Source organism: Spiroplasma apis B31, from assembly GCF_000500935.1.
Taxonomy (GTDB): domain Bacteria; phylum Bacillota_I; class Bacilli_A; order Mycoplasmatales; family Mycoplasmataceae; genus Spiroplasma_A; species Spiroplasma_A apis.
Genome location: NC_022998.1, coordinates 746,325 through 768,604, shown reverse-complemented (window position 1 = coordinate 768,604; position 22,280 = coordinate 746,325). Strand labels below are relative to the sequence as shown.

14 protein-coding genes are annotated in these 22,280 nt (G+C 26.7%); 11 read left to right on the top strand and 3 right to left on the bottom strand.

From position 1 onward, the window contains the following. Window positions 1–176 precede the first annotated feature (176 nt). From SAPIS_RS03315 to SAPIS_RS03280, 8 genes are all read left to right on the top strand, one after another. The gene (locus tag SAPIS_RS03315) at window positions 177–497 is read left to right on the top strand and encodes a hypothetical protein (RefSeq protein WP_023789631.1); all 321 of its coding nucleotides are present in this window, start codon (window positions 177–179) and stop codon (window positions 495–497) included. A 46-nt stretch (window positions 498–543) separates the two neighbouring features. Next, window positions 544–1,398: a Pr6Pr family membrane protein gene (locus SAPIS_RS03310; RefSeq protein ID WP_023789629.1), complete on the top strand. Its 855-nt coding sequence runs from the start codon at window positions 544–546 to the stop codon at window positions 1,396–1,398. Between the two features lie 112 nt (window positions 1,399–1,510). Further along, on the top strand, window positions 1,511–2,377 hold the full coding sequence (locus tag SAPIS_RS03305) for a hypothetical protein (RefSeq protein ID WP_023789627.1): 867 nt from the start codon (window positions 1,511–1,513) through the stop codon (window positions 2,375–2,377). A gap of 173 nt (window positions 2,378–2,550) precedes the next feature. Next, on the top strand, window positions 2,551–3,333 hold the full coding sequence (locus SAPIS_RS03300) for a hypothetical protein (protein WP_023789625.1): 783 nt from the start codon (window positions 2,551–2,553) through the stop codon (window positions 3,331–3,333). Between the two features lie 37 nt (window positions 3,334–3,370). Next, on the top strand, window positions 3,371–5,704 hold the full coding sequence (locus tag SAPIS_RS03295; protein ID WP_023789623.1) for a hypothetical protein: 2,334 nt from the start codon (window positions 3,371–3,373) through the stop codon (window positions 5,702–5,704). A gap of 12 nt (window positions 5,705–5,716) precedes the next feature. Next, window positions 5,717–10,153: an ABC transporter permease gene (locus SAPIS_RS03290; RefSeq protein ID WP_023789621.1), complete on the top strand. Its 4,437-nt coding sequence runs from the start codon at window positions 5,717–5,719 to the stop codon at window positions 10,151–10,153. 129 nt (window positions 10,154–10,282) lie between these two features. Continuing rightward, window positions 10,283–10,972 carry an ATP-binding cassette domain-containing protein gene (locus SAPIS_RS03285; protein ID WP_023789619.1) on the top strand — a complete coding sequence of 230 codons (690 nt, stop codon included), beginning with the start codon at window positions 10,283–10,285 and terminating at the stop codon, window positions 10,970–10,972. Next, entirely contained in the window at window positions 10,941–11,690 is a 750-nt protein-coding gene (locus SAPIS_RS03280; protein ID WP_023789617.1) for an ABC transporter permease, read from the top strand. Before SAPIS_RS03285 ends, SAPIS_RS03280 begins: the two co-directional genes overlap by 32 nt. 122 nt (window positions 11,691–11,812) lie before the next feature. On the opposite strand, the gene SAPIS_RS03275 is transcribed toward SAPIS_RS03280, so the two are convergent. Continuing rightward, a complete protein-coding gene (locus SAPIS_RS03275; RefSeq protein ID WP_023789615.1) occupies window positions 11,813–13,192 on the bottom strand; it encodes an amino acid permease in 1,380 nt (459 codons plus the stop codon). Next, the gene (locus SAPIS_RS03270) at window positions 13,182–14,219 is read right to left on the bottom strand and encodes an alpha/beta hydrolase (RefSeq protein ID WP_023789613.1); all 1,038 of its coding nucleotides are present in this window, start codon (window positions 14,217–14,219) and stop codon (window positions 13,182–13,184) included. Before SAPIS_RS03270 ends, SAPIS_RS03275 begins: the two co-directional genes overlap by 11 nt. A gap of 211 nt (window positions 14,220–14,430) precedes the next feature. Between SAPIS_RS03270 and SAPIS_RS03265 the strand changes: the two genes are divergently transcribed. After that, a complete protein-coding gene (locus SAPIS_RS03265) occupies window positions 14,431–16,752 on the top strand; it encodes a lipoprotein (RefSeq protein WP_023789611.1) in 2,322 nt (773 codons plus the stop codon). Window positions 16,753–16,902: 150 nt separating this feature from the next. On the opposite strand, the gene SAPIS_RS03260 is transcribed toward SAPIS_RS03265, so the two are convergent. Then, the gene (locus tag SAPIS_RS03260; RefSeq protein WP_023789609.1) at window positions 16,903–17,766 is read right to left on the bottom strand and encodes a lipoprotein; all 864 of its coding nucleotides are present in this window, start codon (window positions 17,764–17,766) and stop codon (window positions 16,903–16,905) included. Between the two features lie 891 nt (window positions 17,767–18,657). On the opposite strand from SAPIS_RS03260, the gene SAPIS_RS03250 reads away from it, so the two are divergent. Then, window positions 18,658–20,967, top strand: a complete 2,310-nt coding sequence (locus SAPIS_RS03250; RefSeq protein WP_023789605.1) for a hypothetical protein — start codon at window positions 18,658–18,660, stop codon at window positions 20,965–20,967. Window positions 20,968–21,123: 156 nt separating this feature from the next. Continuing rightward, complete coding sequence (locus SAPIS_RS03245) at window positions 21,124–22,155, top strand: formate/nitrite transporter family protein (protein ID WP_023789603.1); 1,032 nt, start codon at window positions 21,124–21,126, stop codon at window positions 22,153–22,155. The last annotated feature ends 125 nt before the right edge of the window (window positions 22,156–22,280 follow it).

The following is a 22,280-nucleotide window of genomic DNA, read 5'->3' as shown; positions in this document are numbered from 1 at the left end:
GATTTTTTTTTTTTTTTTCAATTAACGGCAATATTATAAAATCAATTTCTAATTTGGTAATGTACTATAAATGATAACAACATATAAATAATAATAATTGAATAATTTGTAATAAGATTATGCCTTTATTAGTAATGTTGAAGTATGTTATAATTTCTTAGTAGGAGTTGTTTTTAATGAATGAAACAATTAAAAATATAAAGAAAAATATTAAAAAAGTATTAATCATATCAATTATAAGCTTCATACTATTTTCAATAATAGCATCAGTTCTTATTTTTATAAGACCTAGGTGATGAAGATTGGAAATAATATTTGCTTGCTTATTTGTAATATTGAGTGTCTTATGTTTATTTTCAATTGTTGGTGGAACAACGTTCTTGTTAGTTAATAGGAAAACCTTTGATATAAATATGATAAAAGCAAGAAAAGCTCTTAATATTGGAATATTTTACTTCAAATCATCAGGTAAAATAGAAACAGCACTAGATAAATAATTTTTTAGAGATAAAAAATATTCTTTTATCAAATTAAGGATTTGTTATGAAAATTAAAACAAAAGTTTGAAAAGATTGAAAATATTTATATAAGGTTATAGCTGCTTTATTAGTTTTTGCTGTGTTGATAGACACTTATACAACAAACATCGTAAGTATTGCAAATAGCGGCTTCGACTTTGATGGTATTGATTGAAGAATAATTTTAGATGATTCAAAAACTTCTTATGGAAATGATTATCAAGGTTTTACCATAAGATATTTGAGTTTTTTTACCATTCAATCAAACATAATGGTTCTTATTTGATTTTTTGTTAGTGCACTGAAGCATTCTAGTGACAAAAAAACTTGAAAAAAATCAATAATTTTATCAAGAGAAGCCACAATTTCAATAACAATTTACATAATAATTACTGGTGTAGTCTATAATTCTGTAATATTACCAGCTTCATTAATGAGCGGTAAAATATTTAATGCGCATGCTTGATTTCAACAAATGATGTTACATTTAATAATTCCGTTATTGATGTTTTTATATGTCTTCCTATTTAATGATCGAACTTTCGTAGCTAAATCATTCAGAAATTTTGCAAAAAAAGATATGTTGTATGCAATGATTTATCCAATTATATATCTAATTTATTCACTATTAAGGGGTGAAATGATATTTAGAGCCTATAATTCTAATTGGGATTTAGCAAAACCACATAGACCTTACCCATATTTTTTTCTTGAAGTACATAACCCAACGCCCTTAAAAGGACTTCCAATTAGTGGTCCAGTATTGTTAATCCTAACAATCCCTGTGATTATTGGATTTATTATTGGATTGGGAGCTTTATTGAATTGAAAAATTTCTAAAGACTATGACTTAGCCGAACGTATTTCTAATAATAAATAATTTTCAAAAAGAAAATTTTTTTTAAAAAATAAAAGTATTACACTTAATAATGACTATTTGTTTTTTTTATATATAATAATTTATTATCAATATATATAAAAAGGAGAAATTTATGGAAAAACCAAATCTTGTAAAAGATCAGATGAAGTTCATTAATGGTTTAATGAGACTTAAAAAGGGTGCGTTTTCATATTTCATTTTAGATCAAACAATATTATTATCAGTACTTATTGTATTTATATATAATTTTTTTTATAACATAAGCTACTTAAGTATTTTGATTTTTATTGGTGCAGGTTATTTATTATTTAAATTTGTTTTGATAAATTGATTTAAAATAAATACTTATTATAAATCAATAAGTGTATTTAAAATTCAATTACATGTTGACCGTACTAAAGTGTATGTTCAAAGAAATATTGATTTCTCACCATTGACATTTTTATTTTGAACAGTTGCTTCAAATTTCTTTACAGCAGTCTTGGTAAAATATGAAATTCTAACATTTTTGGAAACTAGCCCAAAATTAACTGTTGTAAAAGCTTTTACAATGGTTTCTATGGACATGCTATTAGTACCAACATTTATTAATTCATTCAATACTATGGCAGCTGGAAACCAATCAGTAACTTCTAACTACATCAAGTTAATTAAAGATCAATATTATTCAAATGAAAGTTTATTTGATGATGTTGAATTTGAAAGCAATTATTTAAACTTAACTTGCGTAAAACCAAATTTAAAATCTAAAAACGGAATATTTGTACTATTAAGTCAAGATGATCTAAATAATAGAGAAGCAAAAGATATTAAAGAAATAAATAACGAAATTTTAAAAACTTACTCAAAAATATGAACAAGTTATTACGATTTACTTCAATCTCGTTTGAAAAGCAAATTTAGTAAATCAGCTTCACACAAACTGTATTGAATGGAAAGAATATACGACCACATATTTTTAGACTTTTTTGAAATTTAATCATTAGATATATGAAAACACTTAACTCCTAAACTTTTAGGAGTTTTTTTAATTCTTGAGAAAAATTTTAAAATGATTACCCAACTCAAATATTTAAGTCAAATAACTTGCTTTTTACTTTATTATAAAGTAAGTTTTAAATAAGTTTGAGAAAACTCAAAAGAGGTGTTTTTATGAGAGCAAGTAAACAACATTTTATATGCTTAAAAGTATTGCTCTTTTTGACATTGATGTCATTATTTGTTACATCTTTTATATTAGAAAATTATTTTGTCACTTTTGAAAATATAAATATTTTTATAATATTTAAAGTTGTTCTTAATATAACATTTGCTATTTTTATAAATTGCATATACATAACTGTTCTTGTCAAATATTCTAAACGTGAGAAACTAAGTTTATTAATGAAGAATAAAATAACCACTAAAGAAATATTTAAGACTTTTATTTATTTCAGTTATAGATTCTTTCTTTTAGTGATACCATTTCTTGGATTATTTATAATTAATGTTATGGTTAAAGAATGCAATATCGAAAGCTTGGTTCACCAAAATTATAAAGATAACGTATTAACTTCTTCACTTTTTGGTTTCATAGAGATATTCAATATTCAATACTTAATTTATGAATTAATTTTAATGATGTCTTTTGCCTTTTTACCGATACTTTTTTCTACACTTCTATTTGTAATGGTGATACTTTACAAGTTGGCTTCAATTATATTCAAGAAAATGATAGATTTTAGAAATTATATTATACTCAAAAATATTTCTATTTATAAAAAAGCTATTCTTGGTTTGAGTATTGCTACAATAATCTTACTTTTTATAGAAAAAATAAAACTATTTCTAAATTTAGTAAGAAAATCTGTTTTTTTAATAATAAAAGTAAAGTTTTCTAATATTATACTCATATTTAAAAAAGGAACTACACCTCCAAACCTTAAATTCATTTAATTTAACAAGATTAATTGAATTTAAGGAGAAAAAGAAAATGAGAAAAATGCTGAATATTTTAGCAATAACAACTATAGTAGGGGCTTCTTCTTCAGCCACACTTGCTTGTGGCAATAAACATAAAGAGTCCAATAATAATTCAGAAAATTTAACAACTTTACAAAAAGATATGTTCGATGGTGTTAAATCTATTACTAAAATGATAATAGGTAGTAGACACGAAAACTTAAATTATAATTTAAATGAAATTTTATCAATGTATCTAACACCAACTAATACAGCTTTAAGAATACCAACTTCATACTCATTCGAGAATAAACAAATAAACGCCTTGGAAGATGTGATTAAATTCAAAAATCTTATGTTTCCAAGCATTAATAAGTTTGATGTTGATAATTATGCAGGTATGTATGCAAGTTATGTTATGGGTATGTATGATGATGACTTTTATCAAAACTTTATCAAAGGTAATAATGGAGGCTATTCATTTGAAGATACCTTTTCTGCAAGTGGTAATGTTGGAAACAATAAACCTAAAGATAATGCAACTGGTTATCTTGCAGGTCTTAATAAAGATTTAAAATTATCAAATAACCAAGAAAGAAGAAACTTAAGTTGAGGTATTCAAGATACAGGTGCCTTAACTAACTTTTTATTAAACAATGGTCTTGATGGTGGTTTTCCAGGAGATACAAATAGTACAAGTGGACCTAAATCTAGTGCAACTGATAAAAAAGGTGGAACAAATGGTGGTGGTTATGCATGATATAACAGTTTAATAAGCACAACAAAAGGTAAAAATAATGCAAACAAAATAAATCCATTAGATATTAATACTAAATTGAAGAATGAAATAAAAATTTCAAAGGCAAATAATACAGATGACCAATATGGCTCAAAGCTTAAATTTAAGGGCAAAGATTTAGAATTTAATAACACAGGTTCATTACTAACTAATACTGCTGGAAAAATGAATATTAATGGTTATATTAACATGTTTGGTGGTATGCCAGATAATATTTTTGAAACCGAGTCTGGAGCATTGGTATTAGGGGAATATCTTAACTATGTGCTACCTACAAGAGTTACCGAGGCCGGTGGATTATTCTCTCCAAATGCACATACTTTAATGCAACAACAGGGATTTAAATTAATAACTTCTGGATGAGAAGGATTTTACAATTTATTAAATAATAAAGAAGTTGTTGATTACCTTAAAACAGTTGGTTTTGATGATAATAAAGATTACTTTAAATTAGATAAAGCACCAGATGTCGGTGGAAGTGGTTTAATTCCAAGCCCAAAACCTGAAAATATCGGTTTTGATAAGTTATATGGGTTAATGCCAAATGACATAAACGAAAACGGAACTAATATGAAGTACTTAAAAAATATTATTATGGATCTAACTAGCATTTATAAAAATCTTAATAAAGAACAAAAAGTTGAGTTCACAAATCGTTTAATGATCGGTAAAAACACTCCATTTGAAAAAGCTTATTCGTCTCAATTAAATCAAATTGACAAAGATAGAAGCTTATGAAATAGCGTTATTCAAAATGATGGTCAAGGAGGAATAAATCTTTTAAATATGCTTAATAGGGTTTTTGAAGATGCTACCAATGATGATATAAAAGAGCAAGTGAAACAAGCTGGTGAATTTATGGATAAACTTGAAAACTTTAAATTTAGTTCATTCGACCTCGCCTCTAAAAAACAGTATTTGAAAATTCTAGGCTATGATAATGGTAAGTTCAAAGATGGTAGTTTCTTAAAAAGATCTTTTGATGGATTAAAAAATGACAACGCAATCGGTTCAAAAGAATTTAGACAATTATTTGCAGGATTCAAAAATACAGTTTCAAATGAAATGCAAGATGTTCATAATAAATTAATCAAATACTTGATAGATGATAACTACTGAGTTTCTAAAAATGTAAATATTTCTTCAACTAGTAATACAAGTATTGGTGCCAAACTTGAATTTGACTTAGAATATCAAGGAATCGGTGATATCTCTTCAAATGCATCAAATCAATATAAAAAAATAGATGTTCCAGAAAACTTTAATCCTTATCAAACTAAAATCAAACATCAAGAAGAGGTTGCCAAAACTTTAGAAAACAAAATAGATAAATCAAGAATTTCAGGTGAAGTTTTAATAAACAACAGCATGTTCAATGGTAATTTCAATGATGAAGATCTAATAAAATATGATGGTTTAGGTAATTACAATAATTATAAAAATGTTCGTAACAAATATAAAATAATATGGGAAAATATTAGTAAAGACCCAGATACACCTTTGTGAGTTATAACTTCTTTGAAATGTTATAATGATAAAGATTTGGAGTTTTTCAATATATATTAAGGAATGTGGACGATGCTATTATTTAAAAATGGTTTGAAAAACCTTTTGAAAGATTATATACAATTTTCAATATATATTATACTAATTAGTATTGCTGTAATTTTTACAGCAACTTTTGGTATATCGGCTTCCAATCTATTAAGAACCAATAATCAGGTATCTAGTCATAGTAAACACCACGATTACTCATTTAGATATACTTCTAGTAAATATAAATCTAACGATACACAAACTTTGTCGCCGTGATTTGCATTTGATTCAGATTTAGTAAAAGATTATAAAGATAATTACTTTCCAACACTTACGATTGGTGGAAACGACGGTGTTTTAAAAGCATATACATTTAAAGATGGATTAAAAGAAAACAAAAGTAGCTATGATTCAAGCATATATATAATTGGTGACAAAGGTAATGGTGGCAAAAAATGAATTAACTTTCACTTTGGTGATGTAGAACCAAACGTAATATCTTCAGAAAAAGACTTAAGTTATAAGCCAACATCTGAAAAAGATTACATACTTAATTTTACTAAGGAACAAAAAATAGAAAAAGTCAGAAGTATGGAGTTTGGAAGTTTTTATAGATTTAATAAAAACTCTAATGCATTCAAAAGATCATTAATTGGTCAGTTATATGAAAAAAATGATTATTTCCAAGGCAAATTATCTAAGAAAACAGAAAAAACTGCTCTTGATATTTTTGATTATATGTTCTATGTTAATAACTCTTCAATCACATCAGTTATAAAGTCTTCTATGGTGAATTACTATGAAACACTAAAAGATGATAAAGTACAAAAGATGAATAAATACATAAATGGTGATGGTATAAATGGTGATAAAACCAAAGATGATATCATCAAAAACGGTTATAATGGTAGAATTGGTAACATAGTAAAGGGCGATAAAGACGATCAAAATTCATATTTTATTTGTGAAGATATAAACTTTAAACTGAATGGTAAAGATTTGGACCCAGATAACACACTTAAAAAGTTTGGAAGTTATTTAATTAAAAACTTTTCTGCTTATAACCTTTTTATAAATCCAGGTACTAATAATAATCCATATAATATAAAGTCTAATCCATTAATCTCTAGAGATTTATTTAAAAATTATTATTCTTTATTAGGTGATCTCTCAGATTTTAATATTGATTTAACAAGTGAAGTTGTTATGTGAGACTCATCTGGTAAAAAGTTTAGATATGTTTCTGCATTCTATAATGAAAAAAACGAAAAAAATGAAAATATTGTAAAATTCTATAATAGAAAAAATTACACTATTTACGAAAGTTTAAAAGTTGATGATGGATCTCTGTTTACTGAAAAAAGTTTCATGGTATCAAGTGGTTATGCTAAATATAATAATATGGAATTAGGAGATGAGTATGAAATCTTTCCTGGTCAGGGTAAAAATGGAGCCCTTAGATTAGATGCAATTGGTGTTGACTCTCAAAATGTGTATCCATCAATCTACGAAGAAGACTTATTAACTAATCAACAAAATGAAGCGATATTTTATATATCAAATGATACCTTTAGAACAATGTTTAACGAAACTAACAATCAAAAAAATAACATTGTTGATGATAGTAAATACCAAGACGTTAGTAGAGGGTATATGTATTATCACGGAAAGATACATGAGAAAAAAGACAACCTTGCTAAGTTTAAATTATATGCAGCAGATAATTTGGTTAATATAAATGAAGTAAAAGAACAACAAGAAGCCTATGCTAGCAAAGGTTCTTTAAGTGAAACCTCAGATTTGTCAAGAATAAATGTCCAAAGTTATAAAGATACTAATTTGATAAATTTAAGAAGTACACTGTTTGGTAGTGTCACAAAGTTATTTTTATTAATAGCAGTAGTATTTTGTGTCATATTCTTACTAATAATTTTATTTGTGGTATACAATATTGTACGAAAAATCTTAATATCTCAAAGATCTCAAATAGGTACCCTAAAATCATTAGGAACCACCAATAATAAAATATTAGTGAATTATGTAATGTATATGACGTTACCAATAATTATTACAGTTCCAATTGGTTGAGCAATAAGTGTATTCTTGCAAACTCCAATCATGAACATTTTTGAATATTATTTTAATATTCCTTCAATGTTAACAATTGATTGAAAATTTTTATTAATAATGTGATTAGGGTTCTTCCTTGTTGTCGGTTTTATGGTCTATATGACAGCATATTTAACTGTTAGACAAAGTCCTTTAACATTATTACAACCTTCAAAAAGCTCGCATCCTAATTTGTTTTTAGTTAGAATATTCTCGCTCATTAAATATATCAATTTTACTTCTAAATTAAGAGGTGTTATTGTTTCTGTCTCTTTAAAAGATATTTTCATCTTTTTGACAGTGATGTTCATTTCTTCAATAATTTTAATGGTTTCTGTAGCCACACCTAGCATTTTATCAACAATGTCCAATGAATATTACCGAAATGTTCGTTACAATAATGACTACACATACTCCTACAATACGCCAAATAACCCTTTGTCTAGATATTCATTTTATAATTTGAATAACAATATTACTCAAAGTACTATGGATGCTTCAACTTTTTCAGGTATTATAAAAACCAAAGAAGGAAAAGAAGTGACTTTATTTGGTGAAGATAAAGCATCTAAAAATTATTGAAAGGAAAACTCGGGAGATTATAAAAATTACTTTGAAAAAATGTTGATAAATAATTTATTTACATTTAAAGGAAATGTATTATCAGTTGGAATAATGGATAAAATGGTAGACCATTATGAAAGTTTATTTAATAAAGGGGAAGAAAATCTTGTTCTAACGTATCTAAATCAATTAACTTGTGAAGTTATTCCTAAACTATTCAATCAAAAACCACTAAGTTGTGACAATAAAAAAAGGTCATATAAAGAAAGTATAAAAGAAATTTCTAATAACATCTTGCCATCATCTATTAAGCAACTATGGGATAATGATGATTCAGAATTTAAGAACTTTACATATGGATTTGGTTCAATTCCTTTCAACTCAAATGAAGATGAGCTATTTACAAAATTCGACGCTAGAATATTAGATGGATCAAAAGACGGTATAAATGTTCTTGGATATGGTTTGGATAAAGAGTCTAATTTCAAAGGTATAGGTTTCAAAAATAGAAGCAAGTTATTTGAAAGTATGCGAGATGATGAAATACCAATCATTATAAATAGGAAACTTAAATTAAAAGGATACAATATCGGTTCAAAAATTAATTTAGCAACTGAACAAAATATAATAGAGTTAAAATCTGAAAATAACTCATTTACACCCGTAAATAACGATTGATGAAGCTATTCTGATTCTAAAAATACTAAAGACGTCTTCTCAATGGATTTAAGTAAACTAACTTTTTATGAGCAAAATGATGATAAGTTGTCTGAATGGAATTATAGAGATAATGATAAGCTAAGTAACTATAACAAATTACAAAATATCCAATTGAAAATCCCTAAAAAACTATTTAACCAAGAACTATTGAAAGAAGTTAATAGTAAGTATAAAGAGTATTCTGGATTTGATGTAGACACAACTAATGAAAATATTACTGTAAAACCTTTTGATGTGAGAATGTATCGTGGTGATAAATGAGAACCTCTTCAGATTACTAACTTACTTGGTGGAACTAACAATTGATGAAACATAGCTCTTAAAGAAGGTCTATTCGTTAATAATAAATTATCAAATGAATCTAAAATTAATTATAGAGTTGTTGATATAGTAGATACTTATGATCAACCAAAAATATTTGTTGATCAAGAAAAGGCTAATGAAATACTTGGATATAAAAATCCTAAAGAAAGAGTAAAAGTTGGTCAAACAAGTATAAACATCTGAAGTAATGCGAAAATGAGTTCAAATGATATGATATCAGATCAATTACAAAGAATCATTTTCCAATCAAAAGATGGAAATATAACAACAGATGGTTTCAAACAATATATGGCAACCGCAATTGGTAAAACTGATTATATGAAAGTACGAAAAGAAGCTACTTCAAACTTGATTAGCTCAGCAACGAGTTTATCAATTGTCTTTGTAAGTATTTCAATTATTAGTGCCATCATCGTTATATACTTAATCACCGACTTATTTGTAGGTAAATATAAAAGATTTATGAACTATATGAGAATACAAGGATACTCGATGCGTGAAGTTAACTCCATAATTATGTGGATATTCCTACCTTTAACACTGATAGGAATAGTTTTAGCAGAAGTATTGGTAACTTTAATTATTTACACAGCAATTCCTAAAATTTTAATATCTTTAAATATTGCAGTGCCTTTATCATTTAGTTGAACTGTGTTCCCGATAATATTGGTTTCTGGTTTATTGATATTTGCAATCGCTTACTTTGTAATAATATATAGTATGTCAAAAACTAAATTAGCATCGTTAATAGGTGTTTCTTAAAAACTCTCTAAAACCATTCTAAATCTTAAGTATTTAGAATGGTTTTTTTAATAATAATGATTTATATGCTAATATTTAATTAAGTTTTAAAGAAAACTTAATATTTCAAATTAAAGAAAGATGATTTTTATGTACATAATAGAAAACATTAAAAAAATATATCAAAAAAAAGCTGTATTAAATATAAAACACTTGACAGTAGATGATTATGAACATTTAGGGATAATGGGTGTTAATGGTAGTGGTAAATCAACCTTAGGTGAAATTATTTTAGGTACTAAAAAACCTACAGAAGGAACCTTGAAAATCGATAATAAAGATCTTAGAAAGAATGCTGTTTTTCAAGAAACATCATTTGATAATGAGATCAATTTAAAACAAATTGCAAATTTTTATAATGAATTATTTAAAGCTAGTGCAAATATAGATGAATTATTCCAAATTTTTGAGTTAGATGACTTTAAAAAGGCAAAATATGCAAAGCTTTCTGGTGGTCAGAAGCAAAAGTTCAAGCTGCTAATATCTTTTATTAACAAACCTAATTTATTGTTGTTAGACGAACTAACAACATCCCTCGATTATCAATGAAGAAAAAAAATTATAAATTTAATAAAAGAATATCTTAACAAAAACAAAGTTACATTAATCCTTGTTTCGCATGATGTTAGTGAAGTTGCTAGTCTTTGCAAAAGGGTAGTTTATTTAGAAAAGGGCAACATTGTTAAAGATATTGCTTTAGGTTCAGATTATAAAAATAACTTAGAAATATTAGAAAAGGAAAATGATTATGAAACCGTTGATAAAACTCCAAATCTATAAGTTTTTTAAGAATCCATTCAATATTATTTTTTCTGTTATTTTTCCAATTGTATGAAATGTAACAATAGCACTTTTGTGAGGAAAATATTCTATTAAGTTTCACGGTAGTGATATCAATATGATGAATTTTATTATGCCTTCAATAGTTATTTTTCTGATTTTATCTTTTACGATAGCTAATGTACCTATTATTTTAGGTTCTGATAGATTAGATAAGAGAATCAAACATATATCATTAGCTGAAGGGTCAAGAAAGAAGTATCTATTATCTTTAATTATATTTTATTACTGTTCATATCTTATTATTTTCACTATAAATTTAGCAATTAGCCTAATCTTTTTTAATCTTGAAATCTCGGCCAGAATGATCTTAACTTTAATATTTTTGCCACTATTTATTTTCTATATACATTTCATGTTGTCTATTATCATTGCAAATAATACAACGACTCTAAAAAATAATACATTTGTAACCATTATTGCATTATACGCTCTAATGTTTCTTACAGGAGCAACAGTGCCAACATACGTTTTAGATCCAAAGGATATTTGATTCAAGTATGTGCAATATCTTTCTCCCACTGGGTGCTCAGTAGTTTTAATGCAATATCTTTGCAATGGTTTAAATACTGGGGAAGTTTGATGATTATATTTAATATTGATAGGCTATACTGGTTTGTTAAGTTATCTAGCGGTTAAAACTTTTAAATGAGAGTAATATTTTATAAAACAAACAAGTATTTTGGTATTTATTAAATAGAAAAAACACCTTTAAAGGTGTTTTTTCAGTCACTTAATTAAAAGCTGATAGTAATTTAAAACATATTTGTTTGATAATGTTTATTTTTCAAGTGTTTTTGGAGAAGGGTTAGTGTCGTTACTTTTTTTTGCTTCAATTTTATTTTGTATATAATATTTTAAAGCCCCAATAGGTAGAATCAAAATAACTAATATAATCATAACAATCGGTTTTCAAAGTTCCTTAGTTGATATTCCACTTATCATAATCATGACTGAACCAACCAAAGTTAATATGCAAGTAATGTATGAAAATATTACAAACAACCAAAACAATCAATTTTTATATACTTTCTTATAATCTTTGTCTTTCAATCTTAAATAAACAACGTTTGTGGTCATTATTATTTTCAAAGCACTAACTGCAAGGGAAAAGTAACCCAATAAATCTCTAATTTCATTGAATATTATGTAAAATGAAGCAGCAATCATCAACAACAACATTGAGTTATATGGCTTTCCTGAGAATTTAGACTCTTTTAAAAAGTGGTGAGATAAGTCTTTTTCTAATGCCATTTTTTGAACTAAACTAGTTTGATAGACTAAATAGGAATTAAGGCCACCAACAAATAAGATAATAGCAATGGCATTGAATACTATTTTTGCTCAATATGGAGTATATGCAAAAACATTTAAAAATTTATTTTCACCAACTGAACCAATTGATAAGATAGCAACTGCATATATTAGATAGACTAACATAACAACTAGGACACCGACTAAAATAACTTTTGGTGTTGTTTTCTCGGGTTCTTTAGTATCAGAAGTAACATATGTAGGTATTTCTGTACCTGAATACGAGAACATAGTCATAGTAATTGCAGGTATCATAAAAGCACCACCGATATAAGCTTCTGTTAAATTTTTTTTCATAGCGTTTGAACTTAGTAAGTCATCTTTTGTACCATAAATTAGTGCCAATATTAATATGAATAAAATTGGAAAGGTTTTTAAAACCATAAAGACAATTTGACTTTTAGTACTCATATTTTTAACAAATATTTGTGTACCACCAATGAAAAATAATATCAATATTGACGTAAATTTTCACAGATACTCGTTTTGATAATTTGTAAACTCTTGTAAAATGTTTGTTATCGCTAGACTGGCAGTAGCAATTGCTACTGCAGAAACAAACAGTGTTAGTACTCATCCAAACCAAAAGGCAACAATCTTTCAGTTTGCTCTCCTTAGTCAACTATAAGCGGTACCATTTTCTTTAAATGATATTGCTGGTTCGATCATTATGAAAGTTTCAGGAAGAATTATTATTCCACCAATAATTCAAGCAAAAATCATCAATAAAGGATTGTTTTGACTTAAAGAATAAACATTACCATAAGTAAGTATTATACTTGTACCAATGGTTGCAGTTAATGTCATAGCTAGTACTGTTCAAAAACCCATCTTTTTATTTTTCATTTATTAATTTCTCACTTTCTTTTGCAAATTCTAGTGTTCTAGTTATATATTCACTGTAATAATCACTAATCATATAAACGTGTTCTGAGCCTTCTGGTGTCCATATTTTACTAATTGGGGGATTAGGTTCGCTCTTAACCTTTTTTTCATACATATCTCAACTCATTTCATATGCAATGAAAGTGTCTCCTTTTCCATGTACGAAAAATATAGGAATGTTCTTGTTTAAATTCATATACTTCAATAAGTTGTATTTATTTTGATTAGTCTTTGTCAATTTACTCAATTTCTTCGTATAACCAAAACTAACTATTCACCAAGGCTTCTTAAATAAGTTATTTTGTATGTAGTATCGATATTGCAATTTGATACTACTAAATCCACAATCAGAAACAACTCAACTTATTAGGTCTTTATAATTACCTTTTTGCGAGTATAGAATAGATGTCGAAGCTCCCATGCTATTTCCTATTAAACCAATGGATGTAACTTTATGCGTCTTTTTAAGATCTTCAATTATTGCATCCATCATTTCAATTGAAGAGTAACCGATATCTGTGTTTTCACCATAACTTTTTCCATGCGCAAATGAGTCGAATGTTAGTATATTATATCCTTTTTCATAAAAGTGTCTAACTAATCTTAATCCTAAGTATTTATCTTCAGTTCAGCCATGCAAACCAAAAACTCATTTGCTAGAATTATTTACTATTGCTTTTAAACAACTTATATTACCTTTATCGGTTTGAATTTGATATTCTTCGAGTTCATCTTTTTCAAATGATTTAAATTTTAAGTTCATTTTTTCTAAGTCTCAATAGTGGTATTCTAATGTATTTGTTTCTGTGGGTATTTTTTTATAATATTCATTATTACCTTGATATCTACCAAATCTCGGGTAAGTAAAACAAAAGTCTCTGAAGTTATTGAACCTTCTCTTGGAAATGATAGCGACTATAGGAAATAACATAATTGTCGAAAATACTCTACTGAAATTGTACTTATATTTTTTAGTTGTTTTTGTCATATAAACCTACTTTAAGTGTTTTCACAATAACATTTTAAAGTTAAAAAAATGAATTATTTTTTCAGAGTAAAAAATATTATTCATTAGGTTAATAAAGGCGACAGTTATGAGTATTTGTAAAATAATATATTCTTTTGAAAATTTTTTATTTATCTTTCATTTTAAGTTACTTAATTTATAAATGTTGTATTATTTATAAGAGGTAAAAAATATGAAGAAAATATTAAACTTATTATCATCAATAACGCTAGTGGGATCAACACTTGTAACCGTTGTTTCATGTAGTAAAAAGAACATAAAAAACGAAGGTAGTTCAGCAACTAATAATCAAAAAGAAATGATAGAAGGTGCTGAATTTATGACTAGACTTATTATTGGTGGTAGACACGAAAATTTAAACTACAATTTAAATGAAGTCCTTTCAAGCTTTATTACACCATCTAATACTGCACTTAAGTTACCAACAGCATATACCTATAACGGAAAAGATATAGATTTATCTAAAAAACTAAATAGTTTTAAAAACGTATTGGCTCCTGGATTAAACGCATTCAATAATGATAGTTATTTAGGTGTTTATGCTAGTTACATAATGGGTATGTATGATGATGATTTTTATAAAAATATTATATCTCCTGAAAACAATAAACCTTATTTTGAAGATACCTTTTCTGATAAAGGGAATGTTGGAAATAATAAAAAGAAAGATAATGCTTTTGGGTACTTAGCTGGTTTAAATAAAGACATAAATTTATCTTCTAATCAAGAAAGACGAAATCTAAGCTGAGGTATTCAAGATACTGGTGCATTAACAAACTTCTTGTTAAATAACGGTTTAGATGGTGGTTTTCCTGGTGAGGTGAATAGAACAAAAGGTACAGATACTGACCCAGAGGATAAAGATGGTGGAACAAATGCTAGTGGTTACTTATGATACAATAGTGTAATTAGTAATCCTAACCCTGGTTCTAAAACTAATACAAGAGAGACTAGACCCAATAAATATGACGACATAAACAAAAAATTAAAAAATTCAAATTTAAATATAACAGGGATGTCAGGTCCAAATAGTTTTGGATCTAATATTAAATATAATGATAAGGATTATGAATTTAATAATACTGGTTCTCTTTTTGTTAATAAAGCTGGTGAGTTAAATGTCAATGGAAATATAAATGCCATTGGAAGTATGTTAGATAATATTGTAGAAACAGAATCTGGTGCCTTAATATTAGGGGAACTTTTGAGTTATATCTTACCAATTAAAAGAATAACATCAGGTTATACTGCTCAATTAACTCAAAATAATGGTTTTGGTATGATAAATGATGCATGAAAAGGAATTTATAATTTACTTAAGTCTGACGAGTATTCTGGTGCAAAAACATTTTTAGAAGAACAAGGGTTTAAATTAAAAAATAAAGATTATTTAAATTTGGATGATGCTTTATCATTTGGTCTCAAAGACAATATAGGTTTCGAGCAACTTTATAAAACTCAAAATAATGATAAAGAAGAAGGTAAAAACGGAACTAATGCAAAATATATAATTAAGTTCATTGAAGATATTGAAACTTTTTATAATAATTTAAAGGATAATGACAAAAATAAGTTTGCTGAAAAAATTATCCTAAACTCAGATTCCCCTTTTTATAATGCTTATAAATCTAAGTTATCTATAATAGATAAAGACGGATCGTTGTGAGAATCAGTTATTAAAAAAGATGGATCAGGTGGTATAAAACTTTTGAACATCATAAAAAGAGTATTTCAAGATGCAACTAACGATAAAATAAAAGAACAAGTTGAAAATGCAAAAGATTTTATGGAAGATATTGGAAATAGTAATTATAGTACTTATTCATTGGCGAATAAAAAAGAATATCTAAAAAGGTTAGGTTATGTTGATGGTAAATATGAGAAAGGAAGTTTCTTACAAAGATGTTTTGAAGGTTTAAAAGATTCTTCAATACCAGGATCTATTGAAATCGCTGGGTTATTATCTGGATTCAAAAACATTGCATCTAATGAAATGAAAGAATTACATGAAAACGTCATTCAATATTTATATGAAGATAAATATTGAAAACAAGATGATATTGTTTTGTCTACCACAAGCAGTACAAGTATTGGTGGCAAAATGGAGTTTGAATTAACATACACTGGTAACGGGGATAAAACTTCCAATGCGTCAACACAAACAAAAGAAGTAAATGTTCCAGAAAACTTTAATCCATATCAAACTAACATCAAACATCAACAAGGTGTCGCTAATTCTTTGAAAAGCAAAATAGATGAATCAAGAATTTCAGGTGAAGTTTTAGTAAATAATAAAAGTTTCGGTTGAAATTGAGATGACGATAAGTTTATAGCATATGACGGGTTAGGTAATTATAATAACTACAAACCTGTGAATAATAAATATAAAGTCGTTTGAGAAAATATTAGTCAAGACCCTCAAGCACCTTATTGAGTAGTTACTTCTATCAAATGTTTTAATGAAAATGGAAAACAATTTTACAATATTTACTAAAAAAATCTTTACTTTTTTAAGTAAAGATTTTTTTAGTATTTGATACTTAATAATACTAAAAAAACTTTGAGTTTTGAAGTATTTTAAATAAATTTAGACAAAAAAAACATTGTAATTAGTCATACAATGTTTTTTAATAAATAAATTTAATTATGCTTGTGTTTTTTTGTTTGTGACTGTGTATGTTACAGTAACTGTTCCACTATATTTTGATGAAGTAGTTTTAGCTTTTAAGTTTGCTGTTGTTTCTGTAGCTGATCCATCTATTTCAACATCACTATTAGTTAAATTTAGACTTGCATTTTTACCATTAATTGCTGATATTAATTGCTCAATACTTGGAGTGTCTCCTAGTTTACCTAAATCAATTTGACCCAATGTTTTTTCTTTTACAACACTTTCTAAAGTTTGTTTTTCAACCGCTTTTTCAACTTTGTATGATACTTTAACTGTTCCAGTGTACTTTAATGATTCTTCTTTAGCTTTTACAGTTGCTTCTGTAGCAGTTTTTCCTTCAAAAGTAACTTCATTAGTTAAATCGATTCCTGAATTTTTTTCTTTAATTGCTTCTATTAATTGTTCATCAGTTGGAACTTCTTTATCACTTGCAATTTTGATTGTATCTAAACCGTTTTTTGTTACAACACTTTCTAAAGTTGCTTTTGCTGCTGCTTTTTTAACTGTGTATGATACTTCAACAGTTCCAGTATATTTTGATGAATCAGCTTTAGCTTTTATTTTTGCTTTTGTAGCTGTTGCTGCTCCATCTAATTCAACATCATTTTTAGTTAAAGTAGAACTTGCGTTTTTAGCTTTAATTGCTACTAGTAATTGATCAAGAGTTGGAACTTCTGCATCACTTGCAATTTCTATTTCTCCTAATGCTTTTACTTTTACAATACTTTCTAAAGTTGCTTTAGCTTCATCTTTTGATTTATTACCACATGAAACTACAGCAGATCCTGTTGAGGCTACCATTCCCATTGCCCCTAATAATCCTAATAATTTTTTCATAAATTTGTTTTTCCTTTCAAATATTAACCACTTATGTAGTTAATATTTATAACATTATATATCAAACATTTTTATATCCACTTAAATGTTTGAAACTGAAAAAAAATTTCATTATTAAGTTGTAATGTATTGATTTTTTTGATATTTCCTCTACGATTAAGTTTGTATAGAAAAGGTGAACAGCTATGAAACTTAATAATTTAATTGCTTTAAGATGTTATCTTTTCTTTTATTTTTGCTTGTCATGAACAAAATTTGTATTACGTCATCTTAAATTATCAGTTATGACTATAATCAGTGGTTATTCTATAATAACTAGATTTTTCTTTTTAAATAAATTTAACTTTGTTAGTATTAAAAACAAAGTTATTTATTCTTTAAATATTTTACATTTTTCTATTTTATTTATATTTGCCATTTATATTTATGTCACTAATTTTAATATGTTTGATTATGACACCATTTTTGATTTAGGGTATACACTAAAGCTATTGTTTTTTCACGGTAATTTTGTAAAACTAATTATCATGACGCTTTTATATTTGGTGGCATTTTTCTTCTTTTGTTTGCTTTGATTTAACATACTTATAACATATGTATTGTTCATAGATTTTTTGATTATTAAATTAAAAAAATACATTGTTAAAAATATCAATCATTCTTCAATAATAAATATAAAATCTAAGTTTATATTGGTCAACTTAAATTTTAGTTTCATATTAATATTATTTAATAACATTACCAAGAATTTATTAAATATTCGAAAAAATAGTGTATTACTCAAAGTTAATACTATTAAAACTAAAATTACTATTGATTTAAAAAACGGTAATACTCCCCCAAATTTAATCCTTATCTAAACAAAAATGAATAGGAAAAGGGAGAGATTTTATGAAAAAATTACTTAATTTTTTGTTGGCTGGAAGCTTATTGACAACTTCTTTATCATCAGTTATTTCTTGTAACAAACCAAAAGTAACATCTAAAAAACAAAAGGAAACAAATAACCAAAAAGATATGCTAGAGGGGGCGGATTTCATTTCAAGATTGGTAGTTGCCTCAAGACATGAGAATTTAAACTACAATTTAAATGAAATTTTATCAATGTATTTAACACCTAATAACTCTGTTTTGAAAGTTCCAACAAGTTATGTATATAACAATCAAGAAATCAATGTAACCGAAAAAATTAGTAAATTCAAAAGACTTTTAGAGCCAAATTTAGACTTATTTGATGACAATCATTTTACAGGGATGTACGCAAGTTACGTTATGGGTATGTATGATAATGAGTTTTATTCAAATTTTATAACTGAAGGTAGTGATAAAGCAGTTTATTTTAATGATACATTTTCTAAAGAAGGTAACACTGGTAACAATAAAAACAAAAATAATGCAACTGGTTATGCTGCAGGTTTAAATAGAGATATTAACTTAGCAAAGGAAAAAGAAAGAAGATCATTAAGTTGAGGTATACAAGATACTGGAGCATTAACTAATTTTTTACTTGTTAATGGATTAGATGGTGGTTTTCCAGGTGATGCAAATAGTACTATTTCACCAATGAATCCAGCAAGTGACAAATTAGGTGGTACCAATGGTGGGGGTTATGCTTGATATAACAGTTTGATAAGTTCAACAAAAGGTAACAAAAACGCAAACGGTATACAACAATTAGATGTTAATCAAAAGTTAAAAAACAAAAAAATCAAACTAATAAAAAATGAGAACAAAGAGAGCTTTGGAACAATATTACAAGAAAATAGTGACGAAGTAGAATTTAATAATACAGGTTCTTTACTTGTTAACACTGCTGGTGCATTAAACTTTGATGCTCATATTAATAACATCGGTAGTTTTTTAGATAATATTTTTGAAACAGAATCTGGAGCAATGATATTAGGTGAATTGATGAGTTATTTATTACCAGTAGTTCCAATGTCTAGCAAAAACGGTTTTGACGCGCAAGCAATATCTCAAGTTGAAGGTTTTAAATTGGTGACATCAACTTGAAGTGCGTTAAAAAATATAATAGACAATGAAAATGTCAAAAAATATTTACAAGGAGTTGGACTAGATATTGCAAAAAAAGCTTACTCTAATTTAGATAAAGCACCAAACCCAGGATCATCAATAGCAGGGAATGAAGATCAAATCGGATTTGATAAGTTATATGGGTTAATGCCAAATGACAAAGAAAATAATGGAACTAATGCCAAGTACATTTTAAATATGATTGATGATATAGAAAAAGTTTATTCAAATTTAAAAGACTCTAAAAAACAAGAAGAGTTCGCAAGAATGATGTTCATGGATGACTCACCATTTAAAAAAGCATTTGAAGAACAATTAAAAAGTATCGACGCAGATGGAAGTTTATGAGAAAATACTATCCAAAAAAATGGTATTGGTGGAATCAATATTATGTCGCTTATGAAAAGACCATTCGAAGATGCAATTAATGACGATATTAAAGAGGAAATGAATAAAGCTGCTGATTATATGAGAGAACTTCAAAAAAAGAAATTTACTAGTTTGAATTTAAAAGAGAAAAAAGTTTATTTAGAAATGCTTGGTTATAAAAATGGAAAATTCACTAAAGATAGTTTTCTAGGAAGAGCTTTTGAAGGTTTAAAAGATAAAAATATTAGGGGAACTAAGGAACTGGAATATATTTTTAAAGGCTTTAAAAATAAATTATCAAATAAAATGAAAGAACCACATGATAAAGTATTTAAATACTTAGTTGATGATGAATTCTGAGATAAAAATGTAACTTATGTTTCTTCAACAAGTAATACAAGTATTGGAGCAAAGATGGAGTTTGATTTAACATATAAAGGAAAGGGCGATACTACTTCAAATGCTTCAAAACAAACAAAAGAAGTAGATGTTCCAGAAAACTTCAATCCTTATCAAACAATAAAAGATAATCAAAAAGATGTTATTGAAAAGTTAGGAAGTAGAATAGACACTTCTAGAATTTCTGGGGAAGTATTAGGCGTTAACAGTGGTGTTATTAGTAAAGATGATCTCAAAGCTTATGATGGTTTAGGAGACTATAATAAATATGAGTCCGTTGAAAATAAATATAAAATAGTTTGGGAAAATATCAGTATAGACCCATCTTCACCACATTGAGTTATTACCTCATTTAGATCTTTTAATAATGAAGGTAACGAATTCTTTAATATTTACTAAAATGTTGTAAAAAATAACATTAACCGCCGAGAGTGGCGGTTTTTTTCATTTTCTCCACTTTTAGTAGATTTTTTTCCAAATTAGTATAAAATTTTTCTAAGTTTGGATAAAGATTTATTTTAAATTTAGTTCAGACAATTTGAAAGGAGTTATAAAATGGATTTAAATAATATTGATAAAGAAGAACTTTTAAAAGTTGAAAAACCACTTTATTTATTTGAACTTGGTTATGTTGAAGCGTTAAAAGCTGTTGGCGATACAATAAAATTTTCAAATATGAAACATTTTATATTAGGAATATTAGCTGGAATTTGAATTGGGGTTGCTTTTACTGCTGCATTTTATGCATCATATGCACTATCAGCACCATCTGCACAAAAAATACTATTGGGGGTAGTTTTTGCAACCGTCCTTTCTCCAATCTTTTTTGTTGGTGGTCAGTTTTTAACATCATATTTTTTTATTACTTTTAGTGTCATAAAAGGATCGGATAAAGTGATGACCCTATTAAGAGCTTTTGGCTTTATTTATCTAGGAAATATCATAGGTCAACTATTTTTTGCTGTTCTATGACAATTTAGTAGTTTTGGACAAGATTTAGAAATGAATACTTATTTATATAATGTTGGTGTCTCTAGATTATTTGATATTGGTAAATCAGCATTAGCATTATCAGAATTTAATACAGGAAACATTTCTGTTAAGGATTATGCTATTACTATTCTTAAATGTCTTTTTTCTGCTATGATGTGTGGATTTTGCGTTACTGCTGCATTACCTGCATCTAAGTCTGTAAAAGGTACAAACGACCTTTGTGCAACTATATTTTTAATGTCGGTTATGATTTTCTTATTTGCAATTTCTGGTTATCAACACTGTGTTGCTAATTGATATTTATATATATTAATTTTGTTTCAAGCAATCTGTCAAAACGATATTTTAATGCATGGTATTCATCAACACTCATCCATTATGGTATTTATTTACTTATTAATATTCAATTTACTGCCAACATTGCTTGGAAACTTTATTTCTGCAATATTGCTAGGTTGATTACTACATTTAATTAATAAAAGAATGAGCAATAGATATATAGCTTATAATGGTGCAATCAATGATGTTTCAAGATCTCTAAAACTTCAAAAAAAAGTAGAGGAAGAATATTTAAACTCTAAAAAAAACAAGTAACTTTGAAATATAAAACTACTATTAAGTAGTTTTATTTTGCTACGTTTTTAAGAGGTTATTGGTTAGTAATCCTTAGTTTTTTATACAACAAATATGAAACTTAAAAAAATTTTTTCATATTTTAG